The 24,697-nt window shown below is 54.5% G+C and carries 24 protein-coding genes and 1 pseudogene; 20 read left to right on the plus strand and 5 right to left on the minus strand.

Features of this window, described 5'->3' with window-relative positions; genetic code table 11:
* Window positions 1-70: 70 nt before the first annotated feature.
* Window positions 71-1,375: a tyrosine-type recombinase/integrase gene (locus B4967_RS12515; protein WP_083025514.1), complete on the minus strand. Its 1,305-nt coding sequence runs from the start codon at window positions 1,373-1,375 to the stop codon at window positions 71-73.
* Between the two features lie 84 nt (window positions 1,376-1,459).
* On the opposite strand from B4967_RS12515, the gene B4967_RS12520 reads away from it, so the two are divergent.
* The 6 genes from B4967_RS12520 to B4967_RS12545 all read left to right on the plus strand — a co-directional run bounded on the left by B4967_RS12520 (window position 1,460) and on the right by B4967_RS12545 (window position 7,258).
* On the plus strand, window positions 1,460-1,747 hold the full coding sequence (locus B4967_RS12520; RefSeq protein WP_083025515.1) for a helix-turn-helix domain-containing protein: 288 nt from the start codon (window positions 1,460-1,462) through the stop codon (window positions 1,745-1,747).
* A 333-nt stretch (window positions 1,748-2,080) separates the two neighbouring features.
* Entirely contained in the window at window positions 2,081-4,384 is a 2,304-nt protein-coding gene (locus B4967_RS12525; RefSeq protein ID WP_139794495.1) for a beta strand repeat-containing protein, read from the plus strand.
* A gap of 96 nt (window positions 4,385-4,480) precedes the next feature.
* Window positions 4,481-5,230, plus strand: coding sequence for a SapC family protein (locus tag B4967_RS12530; protein WP_161491517.1), 750 nt, complete (start codon window positions 4,481-4,483; stop codon window positions 5,228-5,230).
* Between the two features lie 400 nt (window positions 5,231-5,630).
* Window positions 5,631-6,449, plus strand: a complete 819-nt coding sequence (locus B4967_RS12540; protein ID WP_207953631.1) for a trypsin-like serine protease — start codon at window positions 5,631-5,633, stop codon at window positions 6,447-6,449.
* Entirely contained in the window at window positions 6,352-6,828 is a 477-nt protein-coding gene (locus tag B4967_RS18360; RefSeq protein WP_207953632.1) for a Calx-beta domain-containing protein, read from the plus strand. Before B4967_RS12540 ends, B4967_RS18360 begins: the two co-directional genes overlap by 98 nt.
* Before the next feature lie 115 nt (window positions 6,829-6,943).
* The gene (locus B4967_RS12545) at window positions 6,944-7,258 is read left to right on the plus strand and encodes a hypothetical protein (protein ID WP_083025521.1); all 315 of its coding nucleotides are present in this window, start codon (window positions 6,944-6,946) and stop codon (window positions 7,256-7,258) included.
* 114 nt (window positions 7,259-7,372) lie between these two features.
* Here B4967_RS12545 and B4967_RS12550 read toward each other — a convergent pair whose 3' ends face one another.
* The 3 genes from B4967_RS12550 to B4967_RS12560 all read right to left on the minus strand — a co-directional run bounded on the left by B4967_RS12550 (window position 7,373) and on the right by B4967_RS12560 (window position 10,548).
* Entirely contained in the window at window positions 7,373-8,590 is a 1,218-nt protein-coding gene (locus tag B4967_RS12550; protein ID WP_139794496.1) for a hypothetical protein, read from the minus strand.
* A gap of 169 nt (window positions 8,591-8,759) precedes the next feature.
* Complete coding sequence (locus B4967_RS21390; protein ID WP_243470566.1) at window positions 8,760-9,242, minus strand: helix-turn-helix domain-containing protein; 483 nt, start codon at window positions 9,240-9,242, stop codon at window positions 8,760-8,762.
* Between the two features lie 160 nt (window positions 9,243-9,402).
* Window positions 9,403-10,548, minus strand: a complete 1,146-nt coding sequence (locus tag B4967_RS12560) for a YagK/YfjJ domain-containing protein (protein WP_083025524.1) — start codon at window positions 10,546-10,548, stop codon at window positions 9,403-9,405.
* Window positions 10,549-11,120: 572 nt separating this feature from the next.
* Between B4967_RS12560 and B4967_RS12565 the strand changes: the two genes are divergently transcribed.
* The 7 genes and pseudogenes from B4967_RS12565 (at window position 11,121) to B4967_RS12590 (ending at window position 16,593) form a co-directional block, all read left to right on the plus strand.
* A complete protein-coding gene (locus B4967_RS12565; protein WP_083025526.1) occupies window positions 11,121-11,477 on the plus strand; it encodes a hypothetical protein in 357 nt (118 codons plus the stop codon).
* A 128-nt stretch (window positions 11,478-11,605) separates the two neighbouring features.
* On the plus strand, window positions 11,606-12,295 hold the full coding sequence (locus B4967_RS19620) for a YqaJ viral recombinase family nuclease (RefSeq protein WP_243470567.1): 690 nt from the start codon (window positions 11,606-11,608) through the stop codon (window positions 12,293-12,295).
* The gene (locus B4967_RS19625; protein ID WP_243470568.1) at window positions 12,256-12,801 is read left to right on the plus strand and encodes a YqaJ viral recombinase family nuclease; all 546 of its coding nucleotides are present in this window, start codon (window positions 12,256-12,258) and stop codon (window positions 12,799-12,801) included. Before B4967_RS19620 ends, B4967_RS19625 begins: the two co-directional genes overlap by 40 nt.
* Before the next feature lie 188 nt (window positions 12,802-12,989).
* Window positions 12,990-13,974: pseudogene (locus B4967_RS12575) on the plus strand (recombination directionality factor).
* Window positions 13,975-14,100: 126 nt separating this feature from the next.
* The gene (locus tag B4967_RS12580; protein WP_083025528.1) at window positions 14,101-14,871 is read left to right on the plus strand and encodes a DUF932 domain-containing protein; all 771 of its coding nucleotides are present in this window, start codon (window positions 14,101-14,103) and stop codon (window positions 14,869-14,871) included.
* Between the two features lie 21 nt (window positions 14,872-14,892).
* Window positions 14,893-15,402, plus strand: a complete 510-nt coding sequence (gene radC, locus B4967_RS12585; protein WP_083025529.1) for a RadC family protein — start codon at window positions 14,893-14,895, stop codon at window positions 15,400-15,402.
* A 267-nt stretch (window positions 15,403-15,669) separates the two neighbouring features.
* On the plus strand, window positions 15,670-16,593 hold the full coding sequence (locus B4967_RS12590; protein ID WP_243470575.1) for an Rpn family recombination-promoting nuclease/putative transposase: 924 nt from the start codon (window positions 15,670-15,672) through the stop codon (window positions 16,591-16,593).
* 92 nt (window positions 16,594-16,685) lie between these two features.
* On the opposite strand, the gene B4967_RS12595 is transcribed toward B4967_RS12590, so the two are convergent.
* The gene (locus tag B4967_RS12595; RefSeq protein WP_083025533.1) at window positions 16,686-17,999 is read right to left on the minus strand and encodes a tyrosine-type recombinase/integrase; all 1,314 of its coding nucleotides are present in this window, start codon (window positions 17,997-17,999) and stop codon (window positions 16,686-16,688) included.
* Here B4967_RS12595 and B4967_RS12600 point away from each other — a divergent pair.
* The 7 genes from B4967_RS12600 to B4967_RS12625 all read left to right on the plus strand — a co-directional run bounded on the left by B4967_RS12600 (window position 17,993) and on the right by B4967_RS12625 (window position 24,695).
* Entirely contained in the window at window positions 17,993-18,745 is a 753-nt protein-coding gene (locus B4967_RS12600) for a helix-turn-helix domain-containing protein (RefSeq protein WP_139794498.1), read from the plus strand. The genes B4967_RS12595 and B4967_RS12600 overlap by 7 nt on opposite strands.
* A 196-nt stretch (window positions 18,746-18,941) precedes the next feature.
* On the plus strand, window positions 18,942-21,065 hold the full coding sequence (locus B4967_RS12605; RefSeq protein ID WP_083025536.1) for a beta strand repeat-containing protein: 2,124 nt from the start codon (window positions 18,942-18,944) through the stop codon (window positions 21,063-21,065).
* 153 nt (window positions 21,066-21,218) lie between these two features.
* Window positions 21,219-21,665 (plus strand): SapC family protein, encoded by a 447-nt coding sequence (locus tag B4967_RS12610; protein WP_083025538.1) that lies wholly within the window; start codon window positions 21,219-21,221, stop codon window positions 21,663-21,665.
* 285 nt (window positions 21,666-21,950) lie between these two features.
* On the plus strand, window positions 21,951-22,748 hold the full coding sequence (locus tag B4967_RS12615; RefSeq protein ID WP_083025539.1) for a glycerophosphodiester phosphodiesterase family protein: 798 nt from the start codon (window positions 21,951-21,953) through the stop codon (window positions 22,746-22,748).
* 217 nt (window positions 22,749-22,965) lie between these two features.
* Window positions 22,966-23,202: a ScoMcrA-related endonuclease gene (locus tag B4967_RS17915; protein WP_139794499.1), complete on the plus strand. Its 237-nt coding sequence runs from the start codon at window positions 22,966-22,968 to the stop codon at window positions 23,200-23,202.
* Window positions 23,150-23,500: a DUF6447 family protein gene (locus B4967_RS12620; RefSeq protein WP_243470569.1), complete on the plus strand. Its 351-nt coding sequence runs from the start codon at window positions 23,150-23,152 to the stop codon at window positions 23,498-23,500. The genes B4967_RS17915 and B4967_RS12620 overlap by 53 nt, the downstream gene beginning before the upstream one ends.
* A gap of 136 nt (window positions 23,501-23,636) precedes the next feature.
* Complete coding sequence (locus B4967_RS12625; RefSeq protein WP_139794500.1) at window positions 23,637-24,695, plus strand: hypothetical protein; 1,059 nt, start codon at window positions 23,637-23,639, stop codon at window positions 24,693-24,695.
* The last annotated feature ends 2 nt before the right edge of the window (window positions 24,696-24,697 follow it).

A 24,697-nucleotide genomic window follows, 5' to 3' on the forward strand; every position in this document is an offset into this window, starting at 1 on the left:
TACCTATTCCCGCCTCACGCACAAAAAAGGGCAGCCCCGATGGCTGCCCTCTGTGTATCTGTCTGATTTTTTAGTTTGATGACTCCCCAGCCGGTGGCTCGCCACTGCTAGGCGGTGACACCGTCTGACGTGGCGCATCGCGTGAAAGGGCCCGTTGACGCGCCGAGTGCTTGCGTTTGGCTCCCGGCAAGGCTTGAGTCTTCTCACCATCTTCTCGCGCCTCACGGTCCCAGGGCACCGACGCCGTGGCTGCATCCGCCGCATTTAACAACGAATCATGCGAGAGGTGCGCATAGCGTTGGGTGGTCTTCACCTGGGTATGGCCCAGCAACTTCTGCACTTCATATAACGAATGTCCCTTGTTGATCACGTAGCTGGCAAAGCTATGGCGCAAATCGTGAATCCGCACATCCTTTAGCCCCGCCTTGTTCCGTGCGGTATCCCACGAATTAAAGATGGCTATGAAGGGTTTGCCTGTCTTGGGGTTCGGAAACAGATAAGCGTTATCTTCCATACGCGGCAGCTTGCTTAACAGCGTTAAGGCTCCTTGCGACAGCGGCACATGGCGGGTCTTGCCCGTCTTGTTGAACTCGATGCGCCACAGCCGCTGCTCCAGGTCGAAATCTTTCCACTTGGCATTCAATACTTCCCGTTTGCGTGCCCCGGTGAGCAAAAGCATTGCCACGATGTAAGGCAGCAAGGGATTGGGCGAGGCTTCCAGCGCCTCGAACAGCCGCAGCGCCTCATCATCTTTTAAATAACGCTCCCGCTGGTTATTCACCGGATACAGCTCAATGCCTGCCGTCGGGTTACGCGTTACGCCCTCCACCTCCCATTTCAGCGCCAGGTTAAAGATATAGCGGCACAGGATCAGCACCCGGTTGGTCGAGGCAGGTTCGTGCGTCTCTCGATGGTGGCTGAATACCTCGATCATATGCTGTCGCTTGATCTCATCCAGGTAGAGTTTATCGAGCTTAGGCAGTACGTGGTTGCGCAGTAGCGTCTCATCGGTCGCCCAGCTGCGTTTGTAGCCCTTGATGTAGGGCATGTAGTGCGCTGCCACGAACGCCCCGAAGGTCGGCACCTGTTTCAAGGTACGCCGCGTTTCAAACGGATCTTCCCCCATCGCCAGTTTAGCCTGGATATCGAGTACCCGTTTGCGCGCCTCGCTAAGTTTCAGCACACGCGCACTTCCCAGTTTGCGTTCCACCTGTTTGCCACGAAGATCGCGGTAGCGACACGAGAAGGTTTTTGTGCCCGATGACAGCACCTTTAAGGTCAAACCTGAGGTTTCTGTGTCGAAGTAGTCCACTTTGCCCGCTTCTGGCGGCGTGGTACGCTCCACGAACTGTTGGGAGAGTTTTTGCTTAGGCATACGATAATTCCTCTTTTAATTCCGTAAACGCTACTTAAGATAGCGTTTAAGGGTATTTTGAACGATTTTTAGGGGGCGTCAAGCATGACAGAGGAAAAAGTGCGGTTTGCGCTGGCAATGCGCATTGCCCGTGTCGCAATGGGTATGAGTCAGCAAGAGTTCGCCGATGTGCTGGGTGTGGCCAAATCCACGGTTGCGCGTAACGAAACCCTGGAGATGGCGATGCGTGCCGATACGCTGACGGCCATGCTGCGAGCGATGCGTGAACACGGTATCGAGATGGACGTTCTGGGCTCGCCGACGAGTCTGAGTGTCAAGATCAACGAAGAGGCCCTAAATAAAGCGGCTGAGCGGCTGAGCAAAAAGAAGTAGCAAGAGAATAACTGCTCAGCGGTAGTGAGGGCGTTTCATGGTGTTTTGTATCAGAAAGGTGTTTGCTCGTCGGGATTGTGTTGTGGTAGGCGCGTTTGGCAGCATCGGCCTGGTAATTAGCCATAGTTAATGATGTCGGGGGAATAGAACTGCGGTAGAAAAAGCCAAATGCCTGAAAGCCGCATGGTGTGAGGCTTTCAGTGCCAGGAAAAGGGACGTTGGAAGAGTGGAATCTGTCGAGACAATAGAAATGTGGTAGAAAACGTAAAAAAGGTTTTGATAGAGGGTGTAAATTGTAATTAAAACAGAGTGTTGATGAAGGGTGAGACTGGCATGCTCACTGCAGATGTTGACGACTTCACTGGTACTGATGGTGATGACACGTTCACTGCTGGTTTGTCCGTTGCTGGCAATCAGACACTGACTTCTATCGACCGCATTGACGGTGGTGAAGGCACTGATCGTCTGAATGCTACGCTGACAGCTAACGTTGCTCTTGACGGTGTCATCGAGAACGTCGAGAACCTGTACTTCCGTGCACTGAACGGCGTTGCAGTCGACATGGCAAACGTAGCCGGTGTTGAGCAAATCTGGTCAGACCGCGCCCAGGACAACTTCACTGTTAATAACCAAGAAAACGCTGTAACGCTGGGTGTTATCGCAGGTGAAGGCGATGCGACTATTCTGGGCTATGACGTAGACTCTACTACTGATCTTGCACAAGCTGTTGTACTTCAAGGCGCCAACCTTGCAAATGCCCAAGGCGCTGCCCAAGGCACCCTGGCTGTGAACAACGCTGGTACTGCAGAATTCAACGCTATCAACATCACCAATAGTGGCGAAAGCTTCTTCAGCGCTGTCACCAGCGATTCTTTTGCTGATGAAGTTGCGCTAAACGTTGAAGGTTCTGGTTCTCTGCAAATCGATACCGCACTTGCTGCTAACGTTAACACCGTTGGTGCAGGCGATTTCGAAGGTAATCTGACTCTTGATTTAAGCAACAATGCTTCTGACCTAGACGTAACACTGGGCGCTGGTGACGACTCTTTGACCGTGAATGGCGCTGAGTTAGATGCTGACGACAGCATCGACATGGGCGCTGGTGAAAACACCCTGACCCTGGGTACTGTCACCGACCTGAGTGCGAACTTTTCCGGTGTTACCAACGTTCAAGCATTGGGTTTTGTAGAAACTCAGGACATCGGCGCTACTACCACTGGCCTAGACGTGGGTACTATCAGCGAAGTTTCCTTCAACGATGGCCTGACTGGCGATGGCGTTACTAACTTCAACGCTGCCACTCTCGTAAATGCTACTGGCGTAATGACTGATGGCGATACAGTTGTTGCTGGCGGCGTCACGTACACGCGTGGCGCTACGAACTTCACTGCTACCGGCGGCACGGTAACAGATGCTGCTTCAGCTACAGCAGTACAGAACCAGACCGAAGCAATTACTCAAGGTGTAAATACCTTCAACGTTGTATTTGCTACGAATGGCGATGTCGCTCTTATTGATGGTATTGCCCCAACGGCAACCAACACACTGCGCTACAACACAGTGACCGATACGTTGTCTGTGGGCAATCCGGCTGAGTCTGCTGACTTCATTGATGCTGCTGATGCTGCTACATTGTTCAACGGGGCAACTGTGGATGTAGCATTTACCGCTGAATTTGGCGATATCACTATCAACTCTGACGGAACAGCGGCTGGGAATAGCTACACAGAAGCTGGCCTGACAGCTACTGAAGTTGCAACCGGCGGCACCATTGCTGGCGGCGTTTCCGGCAACGATGGCCAGTTCACCATTGGAAGCGATAGCTTCTTCTGGGAAACTGCGACCACTACACTCTTCACCGGTACTGATAATACTGGCGACGAAGTTAACTTTACCGGTACTGAGCTGACGACCGATGACTCAGCAGTAGCAACTGTAGAGCTTGACAGCGAAGCAGCTGAACTGACGGTTAACTTCGAAGGCACCAACTCTGAAGATGTAGCACTGTCTGTTAGCGATGAAGTTAGTGGCCTGACAGTTAATGCCACGTCTACTGCAGTAGGTACTGCTGGTCACACTGTGACTGTCACTAACCAAGAAGATGCTGACGGTGATCAAGAGTCACTCGAAACGCTGACTCTGGCAGATACCAGCACACCGAATGCAGCTGGCGTACTAATGGCTAGCAGCTACGATGTCGCTCTGTCCAACGTTGAAGGTCTGACCACCATCAACTTGGCCGGTACTGCGGGTGTTGACGGTAACGACGATGCTGTAGCGTCTAACTTCACCGTTGATGCAGGTGCAGCCAGCTTCGGCGGCGCAGTCACCGTCAACATCAGCGATGTTAACGACGTGACTTACAATAATGCACAGGAAACTGTACGCGAAACCTTCGCGTTTGGTGGCGAGCTGGTTGAAGGTGGTACTATCACTATCAACGATTTCAACTTCACTACGGGTGCTAACGGCGACAAGCTGGACTTCTCTGAGTACGGCCTGTCCGCAGGTGACCTTACCATCGTTGAGAATAGCGGTGATTTCACCATCACCAGCGATGCGTTCGACGGCACTATCGTTATTAACACCGTTGGTTCTCCGGAACCGTCCTTCTTCGAAGCGAACGCGTTCGCCTAAGAAGATTGACATTAACCAACCCGTTTGGTTATGAAGTAAAAGAGGGGCGCTTCGGCGCCCCTTTTTCTATTCCGAACATGCAACATGGAGCCGTTTATGTTCCGCAATCCCCAGGTGTTACAGGCTCAGACGCACGCCAATCTGACCCTAACGCCCTCAAAGAATTATCGCTTCGCTAGCGAGGAAATGTTCGTTCCCATCGTCTATTCAGAAATGGCCGATGTGGCGCGTGAATACCCGCTGGTGTTTCTCAAAGATCGTGCCTTGCCCGTTGCTTTAACTGGCATCGAGCAGGGCGTGAACGCTTATGTCGCTGAGGACGGACAGTGGCTAGCCACCTACGTCCCAGGCCGTATCCGCGCTTACCCGTTTGCCTTGACTGAAGTACCTGAGAAGAAAGGCGAGTTTGCGATTGCCTTTGATTCAGAGGCCGAGCAATTAGGCACCGACGATGGCCAGTCGCTATTCGACGCAAGCGGTAAGCCCAGTGCTACCCTGCAAGCGCGCATTGACCTCTTGCAGCAGATGAAGCAGCAGGAAGCCCGCACCGCTCAGATGCTCAAGACCCTGCGTGACTTCGGCATCCTGATTGAGCGGGCGATCCGTATTAAGCGCCCCAACGGCGAAGACAGCCAGCTCACCGGCATGGAAGTGGTCGACGAAAAAGCGCTGAATAATCTATCGTTAGAGACCTTCGGTGAGTTACGCGACCAGGGCTTATTGCCCCTTATCTATGCCCACCTGCTGAGCATGGCGAACCTACGCCACGGCGCGATTGCTGGTAAATACCCGCAAATGGCCCAGCCGCAAGGCAAAGCCGCCCAAACGCCCCGCCAACCTCGATGAAGTGTTTGGCGAAGGCGACGACGATTTAGAGTTTGATTTTAGCTAAGGAGAAGTTACATATGGCAGAGAAGCAACCGAAAACCATCACCATCGACGGCACCGAGTACAACGTGGCCGACCTGTCTGAAAACGCCCGCAACCAAGTAGTGAACCGCGCGTGACCGATGCGGAAATTGAAAAGCTCAAGCAGCAGCTGGCGATTTACCAAACCGCCCGTACCGCCTATGCCAAAGCGCTGAGTGAAGAACTGCCCACCAAAGAGGTGCACTAAGTGCCGCGCTTACTGCTAATCGCCGCTGCTGGGCTGTTGCTCAGCGGCTGCGTGCCGTTTGTGCCGGTTATTTGATACACCGGTATACGCACTGCTCTTACGTTTGCCAGCTTAATAAGGTAGTTGCCAATGGTTACTGTTACCCGCGACCCTGAGCGTTACCGGGTACTGCCTAGCGAGGGCTATGACGGGGTGGTTCAGGTATCAGCCGGTGGTTTCTACGGATCTGGCGTGCTGCTACACGGCGGCCGTGCGGTATTGACCTCTGCCCACGTCATTGAAGGCGCTGATGCAGTGACGGTGCGTATGGATACGCCGGCAGGGCGCATTCACCTGCCCGCCTCGCAGTTTGCGTTGCATCCGCTGTTTGATGTCGCAAACGGAAATAGCGACCTGGCGTTGGTATGGCTAGGCGAGCCAGCACCGGTGAGCGCCGAGCGGAGCACACTCTACCGTTATAGCGACGAGGTGGGTCTTGATATCACCTTGGTGGGTTACGGCCTTCCCGGTGATGGCCTGACCGGGTACGTGGAAAGTGGGAGTGTGACACCCGCGAAACGCGTTGCTGACAACCGTTTTGATACCACGGGTGAGGCATTGAAAAATGCGCTGGGGCGAGGTATCGGCTGGGACCCCTTGCCTGGCTCTCAGTTGATTATCGATTTTGATAATGGCAGTAGCGAGAACGATGCGCTGGGTGTGTTGATGGGCTTACATAACACTGGACGAGGGGCTGCTGAAGGGCTTATCGCGCCGGGAGATAGCGGAGGCCCGGCGTTTATTGATGACAAGGTGGCAGGAGTGGCTACCTATACGGCATCGCTCAGCCGTAATGGGGCAATCCCCCGATGTGAACGATACCCTGGACAGCAGCTTCGGCGAGATCGCGTCTTTTCAGCGGGTCAGCTACTACCAACAGTGGATCGACCGAAGCCTGCGCGAGGCTGACCCTAGTGCGCCTAAGCGGCGAGAAGACGTCGAGACCACGGTGATAGAAGGGGATAAAGGCACGACGCTTGCTTACTTTCTGCTGGAATTTACCGGCCAGCGTGACCACCCCGATCAGTGGCTAAGCGTTGATTACGCTACCCGAGACGGTACTGCAACGGCGGGGGAGGATTATATCGCCGTGGCCGACACGCTCATCCTTTATTCTGGCGAAACCCAAGCCGCGATTGCGGTGGAAGTGATTGGCGATGAGACCCCAGAGCCCGATGAAACCTTGTACCTGGACGTGTTTAATCCCATTGGTGGCAGCTTCAGGGAAGGCGTGCTCAAGCTAACGGCTGTGCGTACCATCCTGGATGATGATGGATGGATAGCTTAGCGGTGTTTAACAAGCTGATGGCGTCAATGTCGCTTTTTGCCGCTACCTGAGGGGCTTTCCTACTGTTACGGTACAAAGTGGCCCTATGGCCGCTATGAGCTGCTAGAATCTTTCCATGACTGACTTCTCAGATCCCCAAAGCCCTGATGAGGCACCTGTTCCTCCTTCTGCCCGCACGGCCATGTTAGCCGAGCTGGAAGGCTACGAGCACCTGCTGTTCGAGCCCATGACCCAGGCCGACCTGGACGGCCTCTATGCGTTGTACGCGACGTGGTGTGTACGTCTGGGAGAGTCACCCGAGGCCATTGCACTATGCGATGCGCTTGATGACTTCATCGGGGCTTCCATCCATGACGAAGGGACTGGAGACGACGCGATTGAGCGGGCCTACCTTCACCTAGTGGCGACTGTGCAGAGGGGGGGCGAGTGAATAAAAGCGTCTTGAGCCTTGGCGGGCTTTCTCCATACCGTTAGCGCTTTGCACGCGGGCGTCACGATGGCTGAACCGGCGTCTCAGTGGCATCACTTGTCCACCGCTGGCTTGTTAACGACGTTTCAACACGCCCGTGCCCAGCGTTTTAACATGTGCAGGCCGTTTCCTTTCTTTTTTTTCGATAAGCGTTTTAATTTCCTCGCGTTGTGTCGCATCCACCATCTGGTCGGAGGCGAGCTGCAGGTAATAATCAATGCCTGCCTGACACTCCAGTAGCGTTTGCCAGCGTGCTAGACATCCGGCCTCGCTAGATAGCGCAAGCTCCAGCATGGCGGATCTGGATGTCGCATGCATGCTGACGCCATCGGCCAGCGAAGCCTGCTCACACCACTCCTTCCCAATGGCTAATGACATGTGCTCTGGTGGCACCATCATCCGTTCTGTGAAGAAAAACCACCAATGCACATACCACCCTAGCACCGGGGAGCACATGAGTTGCCACTGGTACCCTGCCAACCCTTGGAACAACGACGAGCGTTTCATCGATTTGATCAGAGCGTCGCGATCGGCTTTGAGGTGATCTACCCACTCAGGGCTATAGCGTGTTGGCCGAGGGCACGAGTCTGTCGCATCGCGAATGCCTTGGGGTGCCCCTGGCCGGGCGAAGTAGGGGGTGTAGCCGGTGTCCAGTCTCACCCATCGTAAGTGTGGGTTCGCTGCCAAGAGCGAGTTCAGGTGCTTGACACGGCTTTGGTGGCGCTTACGGGCAAGCCGCTGAAAGTGCTGTATGCGCGCTTGAAACCCAAAGTGGCGTAGGGTGGTGTTGACCTCTTGAAGTCGTGCCGCCAGCTGTTGAGCATGTTGCTCTGCGACTGGGCGTTCCTGAAGGTGAGCGCCGGGTGCACCCGGCGTTAGCACTTCAATCAGTGTATCGTCATCCTGCGGTTTTTTGGGCCGTGGCGCTAGCATTAGGTCGAGGATGGGGTGGGGACGTAGGGGGGAGACGTTAACCCGGTGATTCAGTAACCAGAGCGAACGTTGAATAGTGTGTTCCACCGTCCAAGATGTTTGGGTGGGCGTGGGTGGCTGGCCAGGGTGCAGCGTGGTCAGCGGCGGTATACGCCCTTTGTAGTTCAACAGCCATTGCGCTGCTCTCGTTGCATCGATGATGTGCAGCAGGTCAGCATGCTTGTCTTTGAGTGTCACATCGAAACGTATCTCCTCTCCTTGCTCCTCCCAGCGCATCCTGCCTAGGTGAAAAGAAGCGAGTGGTTTCGCGAGATCGGGGAAGCCTAAGGGGCGATAAGTGATGCGGGGTGTCGGTGCCATGACGGCTTTTGCCAATAGGTGTTGACTGAAAATTTAGTTCCTGATTGTTGAAATATAGTTCTTTTATCAACTAATTCATAATGTTATTTTTATAAATTATTATTAGTTTTTAATCCCTTCGCGTGCGCCTTCGTTGGCCAGCCCATCGCGGGTGGCTAAGGTATCTATCTCACGACAGTGCCCGGCGCAAGATCGACTCGGCAGGCCCAGAGGGTTGCCGTCGGCCTTGCTCCCACTCCTGGTAAGTCCGCACGCTGACACCTAGCTGGCGAGCAAACTCAGCCTGGGTGATGCCCTGCGCACGACGGTGAGCCACCACCGCTGTCATCCATGGTGTTTCTTGTCGCAGTACGTCGGAGTGCTCTGGCTTGGCGTGAAGTGTCTGATGCACCTCGCTCGCCGCCGCAGAGAGGTTACGCTTGGCATTGTTGTAGGAACGCCAAGACCCTAGGCAGTCCTCATTATCTTTGTCTTGTCGAGCTAGCGCCTCTTCAGCTTTGTGGCGCTGTTCGTCGCGTCGCCGATCCTCTATGAGCTGGTAAATGAGTGCTAGGTCGAAGGGAATGCCGTTGGCGTCAGCAAACTGTCGCATCACCTCTTCGTGGCCAGGAAACTTCTCTAGTTGCAGTGAGAAAAAGAGTGCCTCGTCCATTGGGTAACCTCCTATCAATGAAGACGCCCGCCCTTGCGGCGGCTGAATGTGTCCATAGCATGCACGTGCCGTAGTCACTACGGCAGGCGTCCTCGGAGACGGAAAGAGAGGGTTTTACGGCCAAAATGACGGTATGACTACGGCGCAGCCGGGAGCAGGCTCAGAGGCTAGCGTTACCGTCATGCCAGGTAACAGGCGCTTGCCGTGGACGCCCAGGCCGAGGCCCTTCAGGTACTTTAGGCAGAGGGCTGGTTTGAAACGTGCGGCCTGTGACAAACATAGACGCATAGTCGTCGACCTTGGTCAGGTAGTGGGCGATACAGTCCAGACCGCGCTGCTTTTCCACGTCGTGGTAATCAATGCGCCCCAGCGCGTTGTAGTGATAGACCTTTTCTGCGTTGCGATTGCAGTTGTGATAATGGCCTTGCCCGCCCGTGATGAGGCCAGCCCAGTGTTCGCCAATACGCTGAGCCAGCGTAACGTCTTCTTGTACGTGATGGCCGTCGAAGAAAAACAGGAAATGGGTGTGGAAGCCCTTTTTGGGTTTCCACTCCAGCTTCCAGGCATAACCGACCAAGTGATGGAACATCGGCGATGTATGAAACATCTTGCACAACTGCTCACGATGATAATGTGCCGTTTCGTAGTCGATGTAAGGGCCATCTGCTTTGCTATAACTCAGGTCTACCCGAAGGACCGTGAGGCGGCTATAACGCGCGAACAGCGCTTTGATTAACGTGGTCAGGCGCTGATAGTTTTTGCGGCTATTACGTCGATTGAGGTTGCACTCGTAAGTCAAGCCGGGTTGCTTCAAGCATTGGTGCCAAGCGACCAACCGTTGGTTAAGTTCTAGAACCACCTGTTCCGCATCCTCGTGGCTCATGGTCGGCGGCTGATAAAAGCCCGCCTCGTGCAAATAGTCACAGCTCGCGAAGGCCCATAGAAAGCGCTGAGCGTAAGGGCTAGGCCGATAGTGCTGGCCAATTTCGGTCTTTAAAAACATCGATACTAGCACAGTGAACAGCGTTGTTAACGCGTCAAGTAACGCGTTTGGGGCTAACACAACGGTAGGGCTACCGTACCCATCCGGCTGTATGAGTTGCTTACTCTGCAATCGCGCTTCCTTAGCCGCCAAGGCCTTTAGCTGCTGCTCCACCCAAATGAGATCCTGCCGCCAGAGATGGCTGGATAGTGCCGGGATCTCCTGCCCAAAGGCAGAGGTCTCTAGGACGGTCGGGCTCATACCCTGGCAGATGGTCAGCATGTCGGCATCGGTAAAGGTATCGTTGTCAACGTCATCGAACATCGGGAAACGCCTCGCTAAGGGTGAAGAGCGTGCTTGCTCGTACCATCACCGAGGTATGTATAGATTTATGGCATGGCCGTTACTCAGGCAGGGCTTTCTTAAGCCGCGTCATCCACCTAGCGCGTGCCGTTGCGTTGCCGTCACGCTAGAGCGCGCCTTCTCTATCGTCATTTAATGACGATGCTATCTGTTTCTTTTAAGGATATTCATTGACTCTGTGATGTGATCTATCGGGCTCTTCCTTCGTGAGCCCTAGTACGCACTGAGGCGTGTACCCTTAGCCCTCGTTCTTATAGATGTCCCATAGGCGATTGATACCAATAACATAGGAAGCCAAATGCCTAGGGAAGGCTTGATGATGGCTTTAGGGAAGAAATGATCGCGAAAGGCCATCGCTGAAAGGCCATGGCGCGGTCAAACGAGTCAGAAAGTTAGTGTCGTTGGTCTGACGTGCGGTTGGCCAAAGGAACAGCGTTTGCCGATTTAAAATAACGGTTTTTCAGCCCCGTATTACGTGAGTGAAGCCCTACCGATTGGGCGCGTTCGATTCACTTCACTCAAGGAGGTGGCGTATGTCCGCCCACTGTCCACGCTGTACATCAACGCAGCTGATGCCACGTCAATTAGGTCGCCATGTGGGGGCAACCACCGGTGTTGTGTCCGGTGGTACTACCGGTGCCATGGGGGCGCTGAGCGGTGCCAAAGCCGGTGCCGTGGTCGGTGCTGTCGCAGGCCCCGTCGGCGTATCGATAGGCACCTTAGCCGGTGCGCTGTTTGGTGCATTGGTGGGAGGCACCGCAGGCGGTGTTGCCGGTGCCCGGTTGGGAGAGGAGCTGGATGCGAAGGTGCTCGACAACATGGAGTGCCGCGCGTGTGTTCGCCCCTTTCGACTGCCCCTGGCTGACTATCCCGTTTATCTACCGCGCTAAGCGCGCACCCGCTACCGCCCGGTCCACCCCACACGCTTCACGCTTACTCATCACGGTTAGCCCGCGCCTCATCAGGCAGCGGGCCGTTATGCCGTGTCTGACCGAAAACGTTCATCAGGACCCACCCCATGACACACAACACCTCTCAACAAACCTCGCCGTTTCTAGTACCCGCCGATCAAGTCCAACGCACCGTGCTATCGCCGGTCGATCATGCCAAACAAACACCGCTCTCGAGCAAGGCCAAGCCGGGCAGCGTCACTGCTTCGGTACTGGAAGCTATTGAACAAAGCAACATGCCCACGCCGGATAGTCGGGATGCCCGCATCAAGCGACCCATAGCGCCGCCACGGCGTTATCGGGAACAAGCACGGCGATTGGTGGATACCCGCGCCCTGGATCGCAAGGCATGGCTTTCGATTCGTCAAAGCGGGATTGGCAGCAGCGATGCCGCTGCTGCCGTCGGGCTGCATCCGTATAAATCGCAGCTGGAACTATGGATGGACAAGACCGGACGCCAATTCACCGATAAGGAACCCAACCGTGAGGATCAGCTCACCAGCCCCTTGCACTGGGGTCAGATCCTCGAACCCATTGTGGCTGAGCACTACGCCCGTCATACCGGCCATCGGGTGCAGCGAGTGAATGCGATTCTGCAACACGTCGAGCATCCGTGGATGCTGGCCAACCTGGATCGGGAGATCGTGGGAAGCGATAAGGTGCAGATACTGGAGTGTAAGACCGCCGGGATCTACGGTGCAAGCTGTGGAAAGACGGCGTGCCCGAGTACGTGCAGCTGCAGGTCATGCACCAGTTAGCGGTGACGGGCCAGCAGGCCGCTGACGTGGCCGTGCTGTTAGGCGGCCATGAGCTACAGATCCACCGCATCGAACGCGACGAGGCGATGATTGAGCAGTTAATAGCCCTGGAGCGGCAATTCTGGGATTACGTGGAGAAGGATACGCCACCCCCGGCAGATGGGTCGGATTCGGCGGATCAAGCCCTGCGGACGCTGTTTCCCAGTGATGATGGTGAGGCCCTCGACTGCTGCCAAGACGCGGGCCTTAGCCAAGCATTTAGCGATCTGCAACGGGTTCGCCAAACCCTGGATAATGCCAAGAAGGAAGAAGCCAAGCTCAAACATAAACTCCAACAAGCAATGGGGACTGCAACGCTGGCCACGTTTCCCACCGGCAGCTTGAGCTGGAAGCAGAGCAAGCCCATCCACCGGCTGGATACCAAAACGCTGCAGAAAGACCACCCCGGTTTGTGTGCCGACTACTTGCACGCGCATCCCGGTACGCGGCGGTTGGTGGTGCGTTAGTCGCGGCCATCGCCCATCGTGAATCGTATAACACAGCGCCGCTGTGCGCGGTTGCCGTACCCACATAACCCTAACGTTACCTCAATCAGCAAACGCCTCAGCGCGGCTTTCCGGCCGCCTGGGGCGTAGTGCGCTATGGGGCAGCTAACCCTTCACCACTGATGTGCTGATATCGTCAGGAGATTCTCATGCTCAAAGGCTTAGCCATTACCCCGCCCATACTGGGGCGGATCACTATCGGCAAGTTGGTCGAAAACAACGGCAAGCGTCTGCCACAAAAAGACGACCAGTTCACCATTACCTCACAACTCCAGACCAAGGAGGGCTGGATACGCCACCCATTAGATGAACAGCTGCGCAACGCCCAGGAAGGCAAGCTGCGCCAGATTCCGATTCGTTTATTGTTCAACGACCCAGATCTTAACCTGAGAGCGGAATACGCGCTGTTTGATCGGCAAACGGCCCGACCACTGTGCGTGGGAGATGGTGAGCAGTGTAAACGCCGCACCCGCGACGGTATGGAGACCTTGCCGTGTCCGTCACCGGACGGCTGCCCCCTAGCCCAAGGTGGAGCCTGCAAGCCCTACGGACGCTTGAACGTGTTGATTGGGGATGATGACCCGCTGGGGAGTTTTATCTTCCGTACCACCGGTTTTAACTCGATTCGCACCTTGGCCGCGAGGTTGGCTTACTTCAAAGCCATTTCCGGCAACCGCTTAGCCACCATGCCCTTGGAGCTACGCCTTCGAGGTAAATCCACCCGCCAAAGCCGGGGCACAGCGATCTTCTACGTGGATATCACCCTGCGTGAAGGGTGGACATTGGAAGAAACGCTAGCAGAAGCACAGCGCCTGGATGACTGGCACCAACAAACGGGTTGTTGACCAGAAAGCCCTCGATAGAGCGGCCAAGGCCGGGTTTGCCAACGGGGCGTTTGAAGACAGTGCCGAGGAATCCATCGACGTGGTGGAAGAGTTCTATCCCGATACCCCCGAGCATCCGCCGGGCAGGCAGGAACCCAATGCTCCGGTCACGCTGGCCGACAAGCTGCAGGCCAAAAGCCAGCAGCAACCTCAAGCGAACGCCGACGCCAAGGCACCCACCGGAGCGGCGGATACCCCGCAAGGCAGTGACGCTCAACAGCCCCTAACACGCCAGGCCAAACGGGCCTGAGTGTTGATCTCAATCTTTCCTGACTCACCCCAACTTTCGATTAATCGACACCGCCACCTTAACGACGCCCGCTGCCTTAGAGGCGCGGGCCGTTATGCCGTGGATGACCGATAAGGAGATTTTCCCATGCGTATTCTCACTCACGACCAACTCCACCGAGCTGCCCCGGCTATTTTTGCCCACCAACCCGATGAAGCCGTCTCGGAGCGTTACGGCTTTGTGCCCACCATCAACGTGGTCGATGCCCTGCAAGCTGAGGGCTGGTATCCCGTGCGTGCTCAACAAACCAACGTGCGTCAAGCCGAGCGCCGTGACGTAGCCCGCCACATGATCCGCTTTCGCCAAGACCCCGACCGTCAACTCGCCGTCGGTGACAGCATTACCGAACTGGTACTCACCAATAGCCACGACCGCAGCGCGGCCTTTCAGCTCGATTTAGGGCTGTTTCGGTTGATCTGCCTCAACGGCATGGTCACGCCAGTGGGCGATGTGGGCGGTATCCGTGTACGCCACGGTAGACAAATCGTCGATGAAATCCTCGAAGGCTCGATCCAACTCAGCCACCAAGTGCCCCGCATTGCCGAGGGCGTGGAGGCGTTTCAATCCACCCTGGTCAGTCGAGGCGAAGCCCAGCTGTTTGCCGAGGGGGCGTTGTCGCTGCGCTATGGCGACGACTGGCAACAAACCAGCCCCGTGCAGCCAGGGGATCTACTGGGCGTGTTCAACCGGACCCAGGAAAACCTGTTCAAGGGCGGGCTACGTGGCCGCTCTCAATCCGGTCGGGCCACCCGGACTCGGGCCATCAATAGCGTGACCGAAGACGTGCGCTTGAACCGGGCGCTGTGGAAGCTCACCGAGCACTTTGCCGCCCTCAAGGGCGCCACCGTTGCCGCTTAATCCCTGATAAGGAGATCGATAATGACCTGCTATACACCGTACGCCCAGCTGGTAGCCGGGGAAACCCCCGGCACCTACCGCGTTGATGGCGATGTGACCGACGCCCAGCTGTTACACCTGGCCAAGATGATTGCCCACAAGCGACTGCGTAAAGGCAATCAACTGGGCAGCCCCGATGAAGTCCATCGTTGCCTGCAAACCCTGCTGCTCGATTACCCCTACGAGGTGTTTGGTACGTTGCTACTCGATACCCAGCACCGACTGATCGCCTTTGATGAGCTGTTGCGGGGCACGATTGATGCGGCCAGCGTGTACCCGCGTGAGGTGATCAAGCATTCCCTTGAGCACAATGCCGCCGCTGTCATCCTGGTTCACAATCACCCCTCGGGCGATCCTGAACCAAGCGATGCGGATCGGCGCATTACTCAGCGGCTCAAAGAAGCCCTGGGCCTGGTGGATATTCGGGTGTTGGATCATGTTGTCGTGGGCCATGAGGGCTACACGTCGTTTGCCGAACGGGGGTGGCTGTAAGGCCACCGCCATTTTTCGACTTCATGCTCCCCTGCCTCACGCTTGCCCTGACCGGCAGCGTGGGGCGGGGCTGTCTAGGTGGGTTTTCTTTTTTTCTTTAGGTAACAGGCCAATAGCGTGAGCGGTAGGGCGTCTGAGCGTGGGAATGAGCGTTAGGGAGCGGGTGTTGTGGTAAAATGAAAACATTGAAATAGGAGCGCGCATGGCCAGAAAGATTAAAAACCGCCACGATCACACTATAAGCTGAGGTTTTCGCATAAACAAATGGTGCGGGACTTGCTCACCGGTTTCGTCAATGAAGCCTGGGTGGAGCAGCTGGATTTTAATCAGATGGAACAGGTCAGCGGCACCTATATCACCGATGAGCTGCGGGACCGTGAAGATGACATGATTTGGCGGATATGGTGGCGAGACCGCTGGCTGTACGTTTATCTTCTCCTAGAGTTTCAGTCTTCCGAAGATAAGCACATGGCCGTGCGCATCATGAGCTACCTGGGGCTGCTGTATCAGGATCTGATTCGTCAGGACGCTTTTACGCCGAGCGGCAAGCTGCCACCTGTATTGCCCATCGTGCTCTATAATGGAGAAAAGCGCTGGACAGCGGCACAAAACATTGCAGATTTGGTCGAACCAGTACCGGGTGGTTTAGAGCGCTATCGTCCCAATCTGAGCTATTTGTTGCTGGATGAAGGAGCGATTGTTGATGCGCCGGGGTGGTCAGACGAAATGCACAATATCGTGGCAGCGATATTTCGTATTGAGAAGCACCGCAATGAAAACGATGTATCGGAAGCGATGGGGCATTTAGCAAACTGGCTCAGTGGCCCAGAACAAGCGAGTTTACGGCGGGCGATTATTATTTGGTTCTATCGCGTATTCTTGCCCAACCGTGCCCCAGGGCTTGAGTTTCCCGAGGTTAGCGATTTCACCAATTTGCATGAGGTACACGATATGCTGGCAGAACGAATTAAGAAGTGGCCTGAGCAATGGGAAGAAAGAGGTCGTCAGATAGGCGAGAAACTAGGTATCGAGAAAGGCCGTCATGAAGCTGAGCAGCGTGCATTAGAAAGCAAACGTAATGCCGCCCGCAAGCTGATTGCCCTGACTGAGATGAACGATCAGCTGATCGCAGAGATTGAAGAACTACCGATTGAGGAAGTTGAAAAACTGCGTGCAGAGACAAGGCACTGATCTGCTTTCATTTATACCTATTCCCGCTTCACGTACAAAAAGGGCAGCCACCAACCGGGGCTGCCTTCTGTGTATCTGCCTGCTTTTCTTTTTTATGTTGATGATTCGCCGTCCGGTGGCTCGCCGCTGCCAGGCGGTGACTCCGTCTGGCGTGGTGTATTGCGTGACAAGACCCGCTGACGCGCCAAGTGCCTGCGTTTAGCTCTTGGTAAGGCATTGGCCTTTTCACCTTCCACTTCTCGCGCCTCACGATCCCACGGCACCGACGCGGTGGCCGAATCTGCCGCATTTAACAACGACTCATGCGATAGGTGGGCATAGCGCTGCGTGGTTTTCACTTGCGTATGACCCAACAGCTTCTGCACCTCGTAGAGCGAATGCCCCTGGTTGATCACGTAGCTGGCAAAGCTATGGCGCAAATCGTGAATCCTCACATCCTTCAGTCCTGCCTTGTGCCGTGCGGTATCCCAGCTACTAAAAATACTCACAAATGGTTTACCGCTTTTAGGGTTAGGAAACAGGTAATCACTGTCCTCCCGACGCGGCAGCTTGGCCAGTAACGCGAGTGCGCCCTGTGACAGAGGCACATGGCGTGTTTTACCTGTCTTATTGAACTCGATTCGCCAGAGTCGGCTATCCAAGTCAATATCTTTCCAGCGTGCATTCAGCACTTCCCGACGACGCGCCCCCGACAGTAGCAGCATGGCGATGATAAAAGGCAGTAGTGGATTGGGTGAGGCCTCTAACGCCTCAAACAGTCGTAGGGCCTCGTCGTCTTTTAAGTAGCGCTCCCGTTGGTTATTCACGGGATAAAGCTCAATACCTGTCGTTGGGTTGCGTGTCACTCCCTCGACTTCCCACTTCAACGCCAAGTTGAAGATATAGCGGCACAAAATGATCACGCGGTTAGTGGAGGCAGGCTTATGCGTCTCCCGGTGATAGCTGAACACCTCGATCAGATGCTGTCGCTTGATTTCATCCAGATACAAGCTGCCAATCTTCGGTAGGACGTGATTGCGTAACAACGTCTCATCCGTGTCCCAACTACGCTTATACCCTTTGATATACGGCATATAGTGCCCCGCCACAAAGGCCGCAAACGTCGGCACATCCTTGAGTGTGCGGCGCTGCTCGAACGGATCTTCCCCCATCGCCAGCTTGGCCAAGATGTCTTGAGCTGCCTTGCGTGCAGTGCTGAGTTTCATATCTGCAGCATTACCGAGCTTACGCTCCATGATCTTGCCCCGAATATCGCGGTAGCGCATGTAGTAGGTTTGTCGTCCAGACGGGAGCACTTTAAGGGAAAGCCCCGACACGCGAGAGTCGTAGTAATCCATGCGGCGCTTACTTGCCGGGCAGGATGCGTTATTATCAACAAACTGCTGACTGAGGAGCTGAGTTGGCATTTTTGTCACCTTGGTTCGGAAACGTTCTTTCAGTGACGGTATTTTTATCCCTTTCTTCTGGAGGTGTCAAGAAGATGTACGAAACGACCCGGCTCGCTATTGCGATGCGCATGAGCCGTGCTGCACTCAATCTGACACAAGCTGACTATGCCGATGCGCTTGGTATCACCAAAAGCAATGTGATGCGGAATGAAAAGTTATCCGTCGCGGTACGTGGCGATACCTTGATCCGTATGGTGCATGTGCTAGACAAGCGTGGTGTAAGTATTGATGTGTTCACAGAGATGGATGAAGTCAAAATCACCTATCGAGGCATTCGCCCTGATGCAGCTGCAATGCGAATGTGTCGTGCAGCGTTAAGCCTGACGCAGGAAGAGTTTGCTGAAGCGATTGGCGTGACCAAACCGGTGGTAACGCGAGGAGAGCGCATTTTGGGCAATATGCGTGGTGAAACGCTGACCAAACTGATTCAGGAGATGCATTTGCAAGGAATAGAGATTGACCTAGCGTCTCCACCTGAGGGCGTTACTGTCACCATCAAACGTGCCGCACTAGAACACATCGAAGAAAGTGAGCAGGGCAGTGAGTTACCGGGTGAGCCCAATTGGCAGTATGTTCCCTACACAGAAGAAGAACGTGAGTGGAATAAGACTGCTGAGCGCATTGAGCGTGAAAGTCGAGAACACATGCAACAGGCCTGGGATCAGCACGTACAAACCCTTGAGCGAGCACGCGAGAAGAAATAAGTGGGTAGAAATAGGATGGAAAAAAACAGGAAGCCGATTTCTTTTAAAAAACAATGAGCTATGTTGCTATTGTTTCCGCATAGAGGCTTTGTGCGGAAATGACTCTGTAGTAATACGATAGAAAAGTATGGTGCGCGTCATTTGGCCGGTTGAAAAAGATTGATCAATCAGTGGGTTATCGAAACGCACGACTGGCATGCTCACTGCAGATGACGCTGGTGAAATCTTCGTTGGTACCGAGAACAACGACACGTTCACTGCTGAAGCTGGTGCTCTGGATGGAACCTCAGTCGATGGCCGCGGTGGTAATGACACTTTGAACGCCACTTACAACAGCGATGACATCGATGGTGACTGGACGCCGACCATCCGTAACGTCGAAAATGTTAACGTTGATATTGACGCGTTCGATGGTACAGCGACAACTGTCGAAGCCGATAACATCCGGAATGCCAACATTACCTTGAGCTCAACCAAGCTCGGTTTCAATGGTACTGCTGGTGTTGCAGCTGCAGGTGACAACAGCGTTATTGCTGGTGAAAATGTCACTGCCCTTACCGTTGCAGGCCTAACCGAAGGCTCAGTGGACGCTGGTTCTGCAGAGACCGTTACCGTCGATAGCGAGACTGCTGGTGAAAACACGCTAAACCTCACAGTCAACGGTGATGTTGCTACCGTAATTGGTAGCGGTACAGCTTTTAATGCGGTAAACCTGACAACAACTGCTGACGCTGAAGTGGAACTGAATACTTCCATCTTCACCGACAATGTCCTGACCGTAGCCGGCGAAGGTAATGTGACTTTGCTGTCAGCTGATGAGCTGAGTGGTGAGGAAATCGTCAATACACTGGAATCTGGCGAGCTGGTAGCTGACGTCGACCAAACAGGTGCCGACGGCAGCGACTGGGATGTTGATAGCGTAAATATCTCTGCAGCTATTGGTGCATTCACTGCTGCAGAAGGTGCTGTTGTCGATCTGGAAGCTACACAGACAGCTCTGACTTTGACTGGCCAATCAGCAACTACTGGTACCGTTACCGTTAACACTGAAGTTGACCAGACTTCTTTGACCTTCGCTACTTTGTCCGAAGCCACTGTCAACGTAAACGATGAAGTGACTATTGGCACTCTAGTTACTGGCGGTGCTGACACTACAGTGAATGTTGCTGCTGATACGACTATCAGCACTTTGACTGCTGCTGGCGACGACGTTTTTGTCACTGGCGAGGGCAATGTGACCATTGGTGGAACTGCTGCTGATGCTGATCTTGTCGATGCTTCAGGTCTGAGTGGCGCACTTGACTTCTCCCAGAGTGCAGACACCAACATTGATGTGGTTGGCAGTGAAGGTGATGATGACCTTACTGTTGCTACAGTTGATGCACAAGCAAACGTTGTGACTGGAAATGGTACCAATACAGTAACTTTTGCTGACCTTGACGGTGGTACCATTGCTGTAACGGGTGGAGCTGGCAACGGCACCGTTAATATTGGTGGTGCTGGTGCAGTGGGCACGAATGGTGCTGCTACGGTAGCCCTGGAGTTGGGCGCAGGCGACGACACTGTTGCGCTTGGCGACCTTAATTCCAGCACTGCTAGCACTTTTGCTCTCGAATTCGGTGAGGGTAATGATACGCTGTCTCTTACAGACGGCGATGACATCTCTGCCGAAAACATCACTGTGTCCGGCCTTGAAGCCATTGATATGAATGGTTCTGCAACCGTCGCAGCAGAGTTGGTATCTGGTCAGTCCTACACCATCCTTGGTGGCGGCCTCGCAAATGGTACTCTTTCTGTTGTCGATACTGGAACCAATGAGACAGTTGATCTTTCCAATCTGTCTTTTGACAATACAGTGACCAACGGTGCTGTTGCTACTGACGTCAATGTAAATGGCGGTGGTGAAAACACTATCATCACATCTGAAGTAGCCGACGCTATTACTGTTGATGGCAATGACACTATTGACTTTACCCAGAATGCTTCTATTGAAGCATCGACTGACTCTATTATTGGTTTCACAACCAATTCTGACGTCATTAAACTAGGTATCGCCGCCAACTCCAACAACTTCGTTGCAGCTGATGCGAATACCGGCACTGGCACGAATGAACTTGCTGATGCTGATGCAGCCATTACGTATGCGGAAGCTAATAGCTTTGATGGCACTGTACAGGTAGCCTTCCTAACTGACAGTGATTCTGGTGTTAATGGCTGGCTTGTTTACGACTCGAATGCAGATGGCACAGCAGACGAAGTTATCCAAATGTCTGGTTTGACAGCCACTACGGATGTTGTTGCAGCCGATATCATCGCCTAATCCCTCTCTCTGAGAAGGATGCCTATCCTTGATAGGTAAAAGCACTAAAACCCCCGGCCTCGGCTGGGGGTTTTTTCTCCTAGCAATACCGTGTTTGACAACGTATTTTGCCCTGACCTTGTCGGGGCTTTTTTATTCAAAAGCGGAGGGTCTATGCCTCAGTGGATCGCACTTTCACGCACTCAACATGCCGACCATTCCTACCTTCCCCGCCAGGGCTATACCTTTGCTGTGAATCAGGCCGTAGCACCGGTGCTATTGGCGGAATTACCCAAGCTGTTGCCGCACTACGCCCTTGGCTTTATCCAGCAGGAAACCGGCTATCAAGCGGTTGCTTTATTGAGCCTGGATGGTCAAAACAACCTTTACCTACATAGCGATGGCCGTTGGCTTGGCATTTATGTACCCGCCTCGCTACGCGGTTATCCCTTTACCCTCGCCAATACCGAGGAGGGGCAAAAAGCCCTGTGTGTGGATCAAGCCCATCTGAGCGAAGAGCAGGGCGAGCCGCTGTTTGATGAAGCGGGCAACTTGGCACCGACCGTTCAGCGCACGGTGGAATTTCTCAACCAGTGCGAGCAGAACCGTGAGATTATCTGAATCACCCTGAGCCTGACATGTTGAATCACGTGCTTGAGGGGCTGTTGGTGGGCTTAAGTGCCTATTATCTGCCACTGTGCACTGGCACTTCCATGTCGGCTACCCGGGCCAACATAAGCGACTGGCCATAGCGCGCTATTAAGCTTTCCTGAGTTTGTTTAGCAGCTTATGGTCAGTTTTGCCTCTCCACGCAGTATCTTGTTTAGGTCATTCTGCCGTGTTATTGGGCAGTGTCCTTTGCGTATAACACATGCTTTTATTCTGCATTTTAGTAGGTGGTAGGTAATGAAGTGGCCGTTATTGCGGTGGGTGCCTTGGGGGTTAACCGGGGCTTTATATGCGCTGACTATGGTAGCGGCGGCTAGCGAGAGGCAAACATTGCCTTTTATTGCCCATGCTGGGGGTGGGTACCAAAACTGGCAATATACCAATACGTTGCAAGCGCTTGATTTTAATCGTGACTATTTTGATGCATTTGAAATTGATTTTGAGTGGACCTCAGATGGTCACTTAGTATGTTTGCACGATTGGAAAACGAACGCAGAGTGGATTTTTGGACAGCGTTTTGAAGCGCCCGTTAGTTTGGTTGAGTTTGAAGCGTTAGTGGAGAGCCACCCTGTAGCGCAAAACTGTACGTTAACAACGCTGGTGCAGTGGCTGCAGGAAAACCCAGAAAAGCGCTTAGTGACCGATATTAAAACAGACAATGTGGCGGGCTTGAGGCAGTTGGCAAGCGCCTATGGGGAAGGGGTGGGAAAACAGGTTATCGCGCAAATTTACCAACCTAGTGAGTATGGCGCTGCCAGGGCAGCGGGGTTTGAAACTATTATTTGGACACTGTACCGCTACCCTGGTGAAGAGGCTGATATTTTACGCGAGCTTGAGGGCATGTCACTGTTTGCGGTCACCATGCCTCGCCACTTGGCGCTGCAAGGGTTAGCGAAGCGTTTACCGGTTAATGTTTATGTACATACCGTAAACACCCAGCGTGAATGGGCGATGTTTCAAGCATTGGGGGTGAGTGGCCTGTATACCGATTGGCTGCCAGACCCTAATGTAGAGGTTGGTGATGAGAGCGGTTAAATGTGCCATTAATGGTCGCCACTGAGCGGCTGTTTTTATGGTGGGCGATACTTTGCGCTTAGGCCCTGCCTGCCTACACCGTGCGGTAAAGGCTCGACAGCGTGCCCAATGCCAGGGATGATGGCGGGCTAATAAGTGGGTACTAAACGCTTCAGCCGGGATGGGCTGGGCGGTTTGCCCTGTGTACCGATGATTTAAGTAGTGGATGTAACGTTAGATGAAGACACATATGCCCTGGCAACAGGCAGGTATCCCCTGGGATGCGATTGAGCAGGCCATGGCGCACTGCGACCGCGTAGGGCGAGATGCCTTTCGCCAAGAGGCGCATTCGGGTTTTAAAGCTGCAAAAGGCAAAGGTGTGATGCACCAGCAGCGTGGCCCCGATTGGCCTTCGGCCTTTGGTGGCGGCGGCCTATGCGATTTGTTACCCAGATCAGCCGCGCCTTGGCCCTAAAGATTTTACCGGCGATACGGCGCGCCAGTATCTACTTCGCTCACACGGCTTTACCTTGGGTGGGGAGCCACCCGTCAGCCAAGCGGAGCCAGCCCCCGCCGCCGAGCAAACGGTAACATTCAACGGCGTCAGCTACCCACTTAGCGAACTTTCAGCGGCTGCCAGCCAAACGCTGGCCAAGCTGAATAAAACCGACACCACTATTCAACAGCTGCAACAGCGGCTGGCGATCTACCAAACTGCGCGCAGTGTATATGCCCAGGCGCTGAGTGACGCGCTGCCGAAACAAGCGCCGTAGCGGCTGGAGGTGATACCACGCCGCTGGGGATGAGTGCCGCATGAACCATCGGTTAATAAGCAGGAAAAAAGCTGCTGCCAGCGGTGTGGGTGGGCAATCGCCGTTGTTGGCCCGGTTGCTGCCCAACGAGCCCTGTATGGTGAATAACAAGGCGCAGGCGGCGTTAACAGAGCGCTATTTGCTGCCTTGTTTAGCCGAGGTGGCGGCGTTTTTCCTTGCGTTACGCCATCAGGTTGACCCTGCGCTCTATCAGCAGCGGCCGGTGAAGTTGGGCAAGCCTTACCCGCTTGGGCAGTGTTTGGAAATTACCCGGGCAGTGCAGCGTTTGCTGCCGGATGCTGGGGTGGCCACTGCTGGGTTTAGTGGTGCTGCCTTAGCGGGTGCCCATGCCTATCGGGCGTTTCGTAAGGCCGGGGGCAGCACGCGGCAGGTGTGGGGCGACTTGCGGGGCGAGTTTTTCCAGAATGCCTTTCAAGTGGGCACGCTGTATGTGGATGTCGCTAACGATACGGTGACGCCTACCAAGCCCAAGGTGGAAATCTTGCCGTTTGCTGAGTCGGCACTTATCCCCATCGCTGATTTTAAGCATTTCAAACGTATTGCCGAGCGTTACTGGCAGGCGCGTATTTTCCCCAACCATATTCTTCCTGAGCTGGCACCTACGTGCCCGTTGATTCATGTTAGCCCAGAGGGAAAGGTGCAAGTGGCGGAGGCAACGGGCTATATGGTGGCCATGGCGCAGGCCAGCGCTTTCCGTGCAAGCGAGGAAGTATTGTGCGATACGCCAGTGGCAGACGATATTTTTGCGCATGTGCGCCGTCATTTGGCGGGCACGCCGTGGGCTTTGCCGCGCAGTGCTGAAGAGGGCAAGGCGGCGGCGCTGCGTGCTTGCCGCGAGCAGCGGGCGAAACGTTGGCACCTTTCACCGGCGCAGGCGAACGCGCATCTCCAAGCGGTGATTGCGCTGAATCACCGCCTGTTGCATGTGTTGCCTTCACGCAGACAGCAGGTAAGCCGCCTGACGACAGTAGATGTGGGGGATGTTCAGCCGTTTGCTTCGCCAGTGGGCAGCCTATCCTATGGGCAGCGGCTTGATGAAGAGATCGCAAGGTTAAAGCAGCGGTTGGCTATTTGCCAAACCGCTCGTATTGCTTATGCCCAGGCGCTGAGTAATGAGCTGTTAAAGCACTCGTAGCA

The organism is Vreelandella lionensis (assembly GCF_002087295.1).
Lineage (GTDB): Bacteria > Pseudomonadota > Gammaproteobacteria > Pseudomonadales > Halomonadaceae > Vreelandella > Vreelandella lionensis.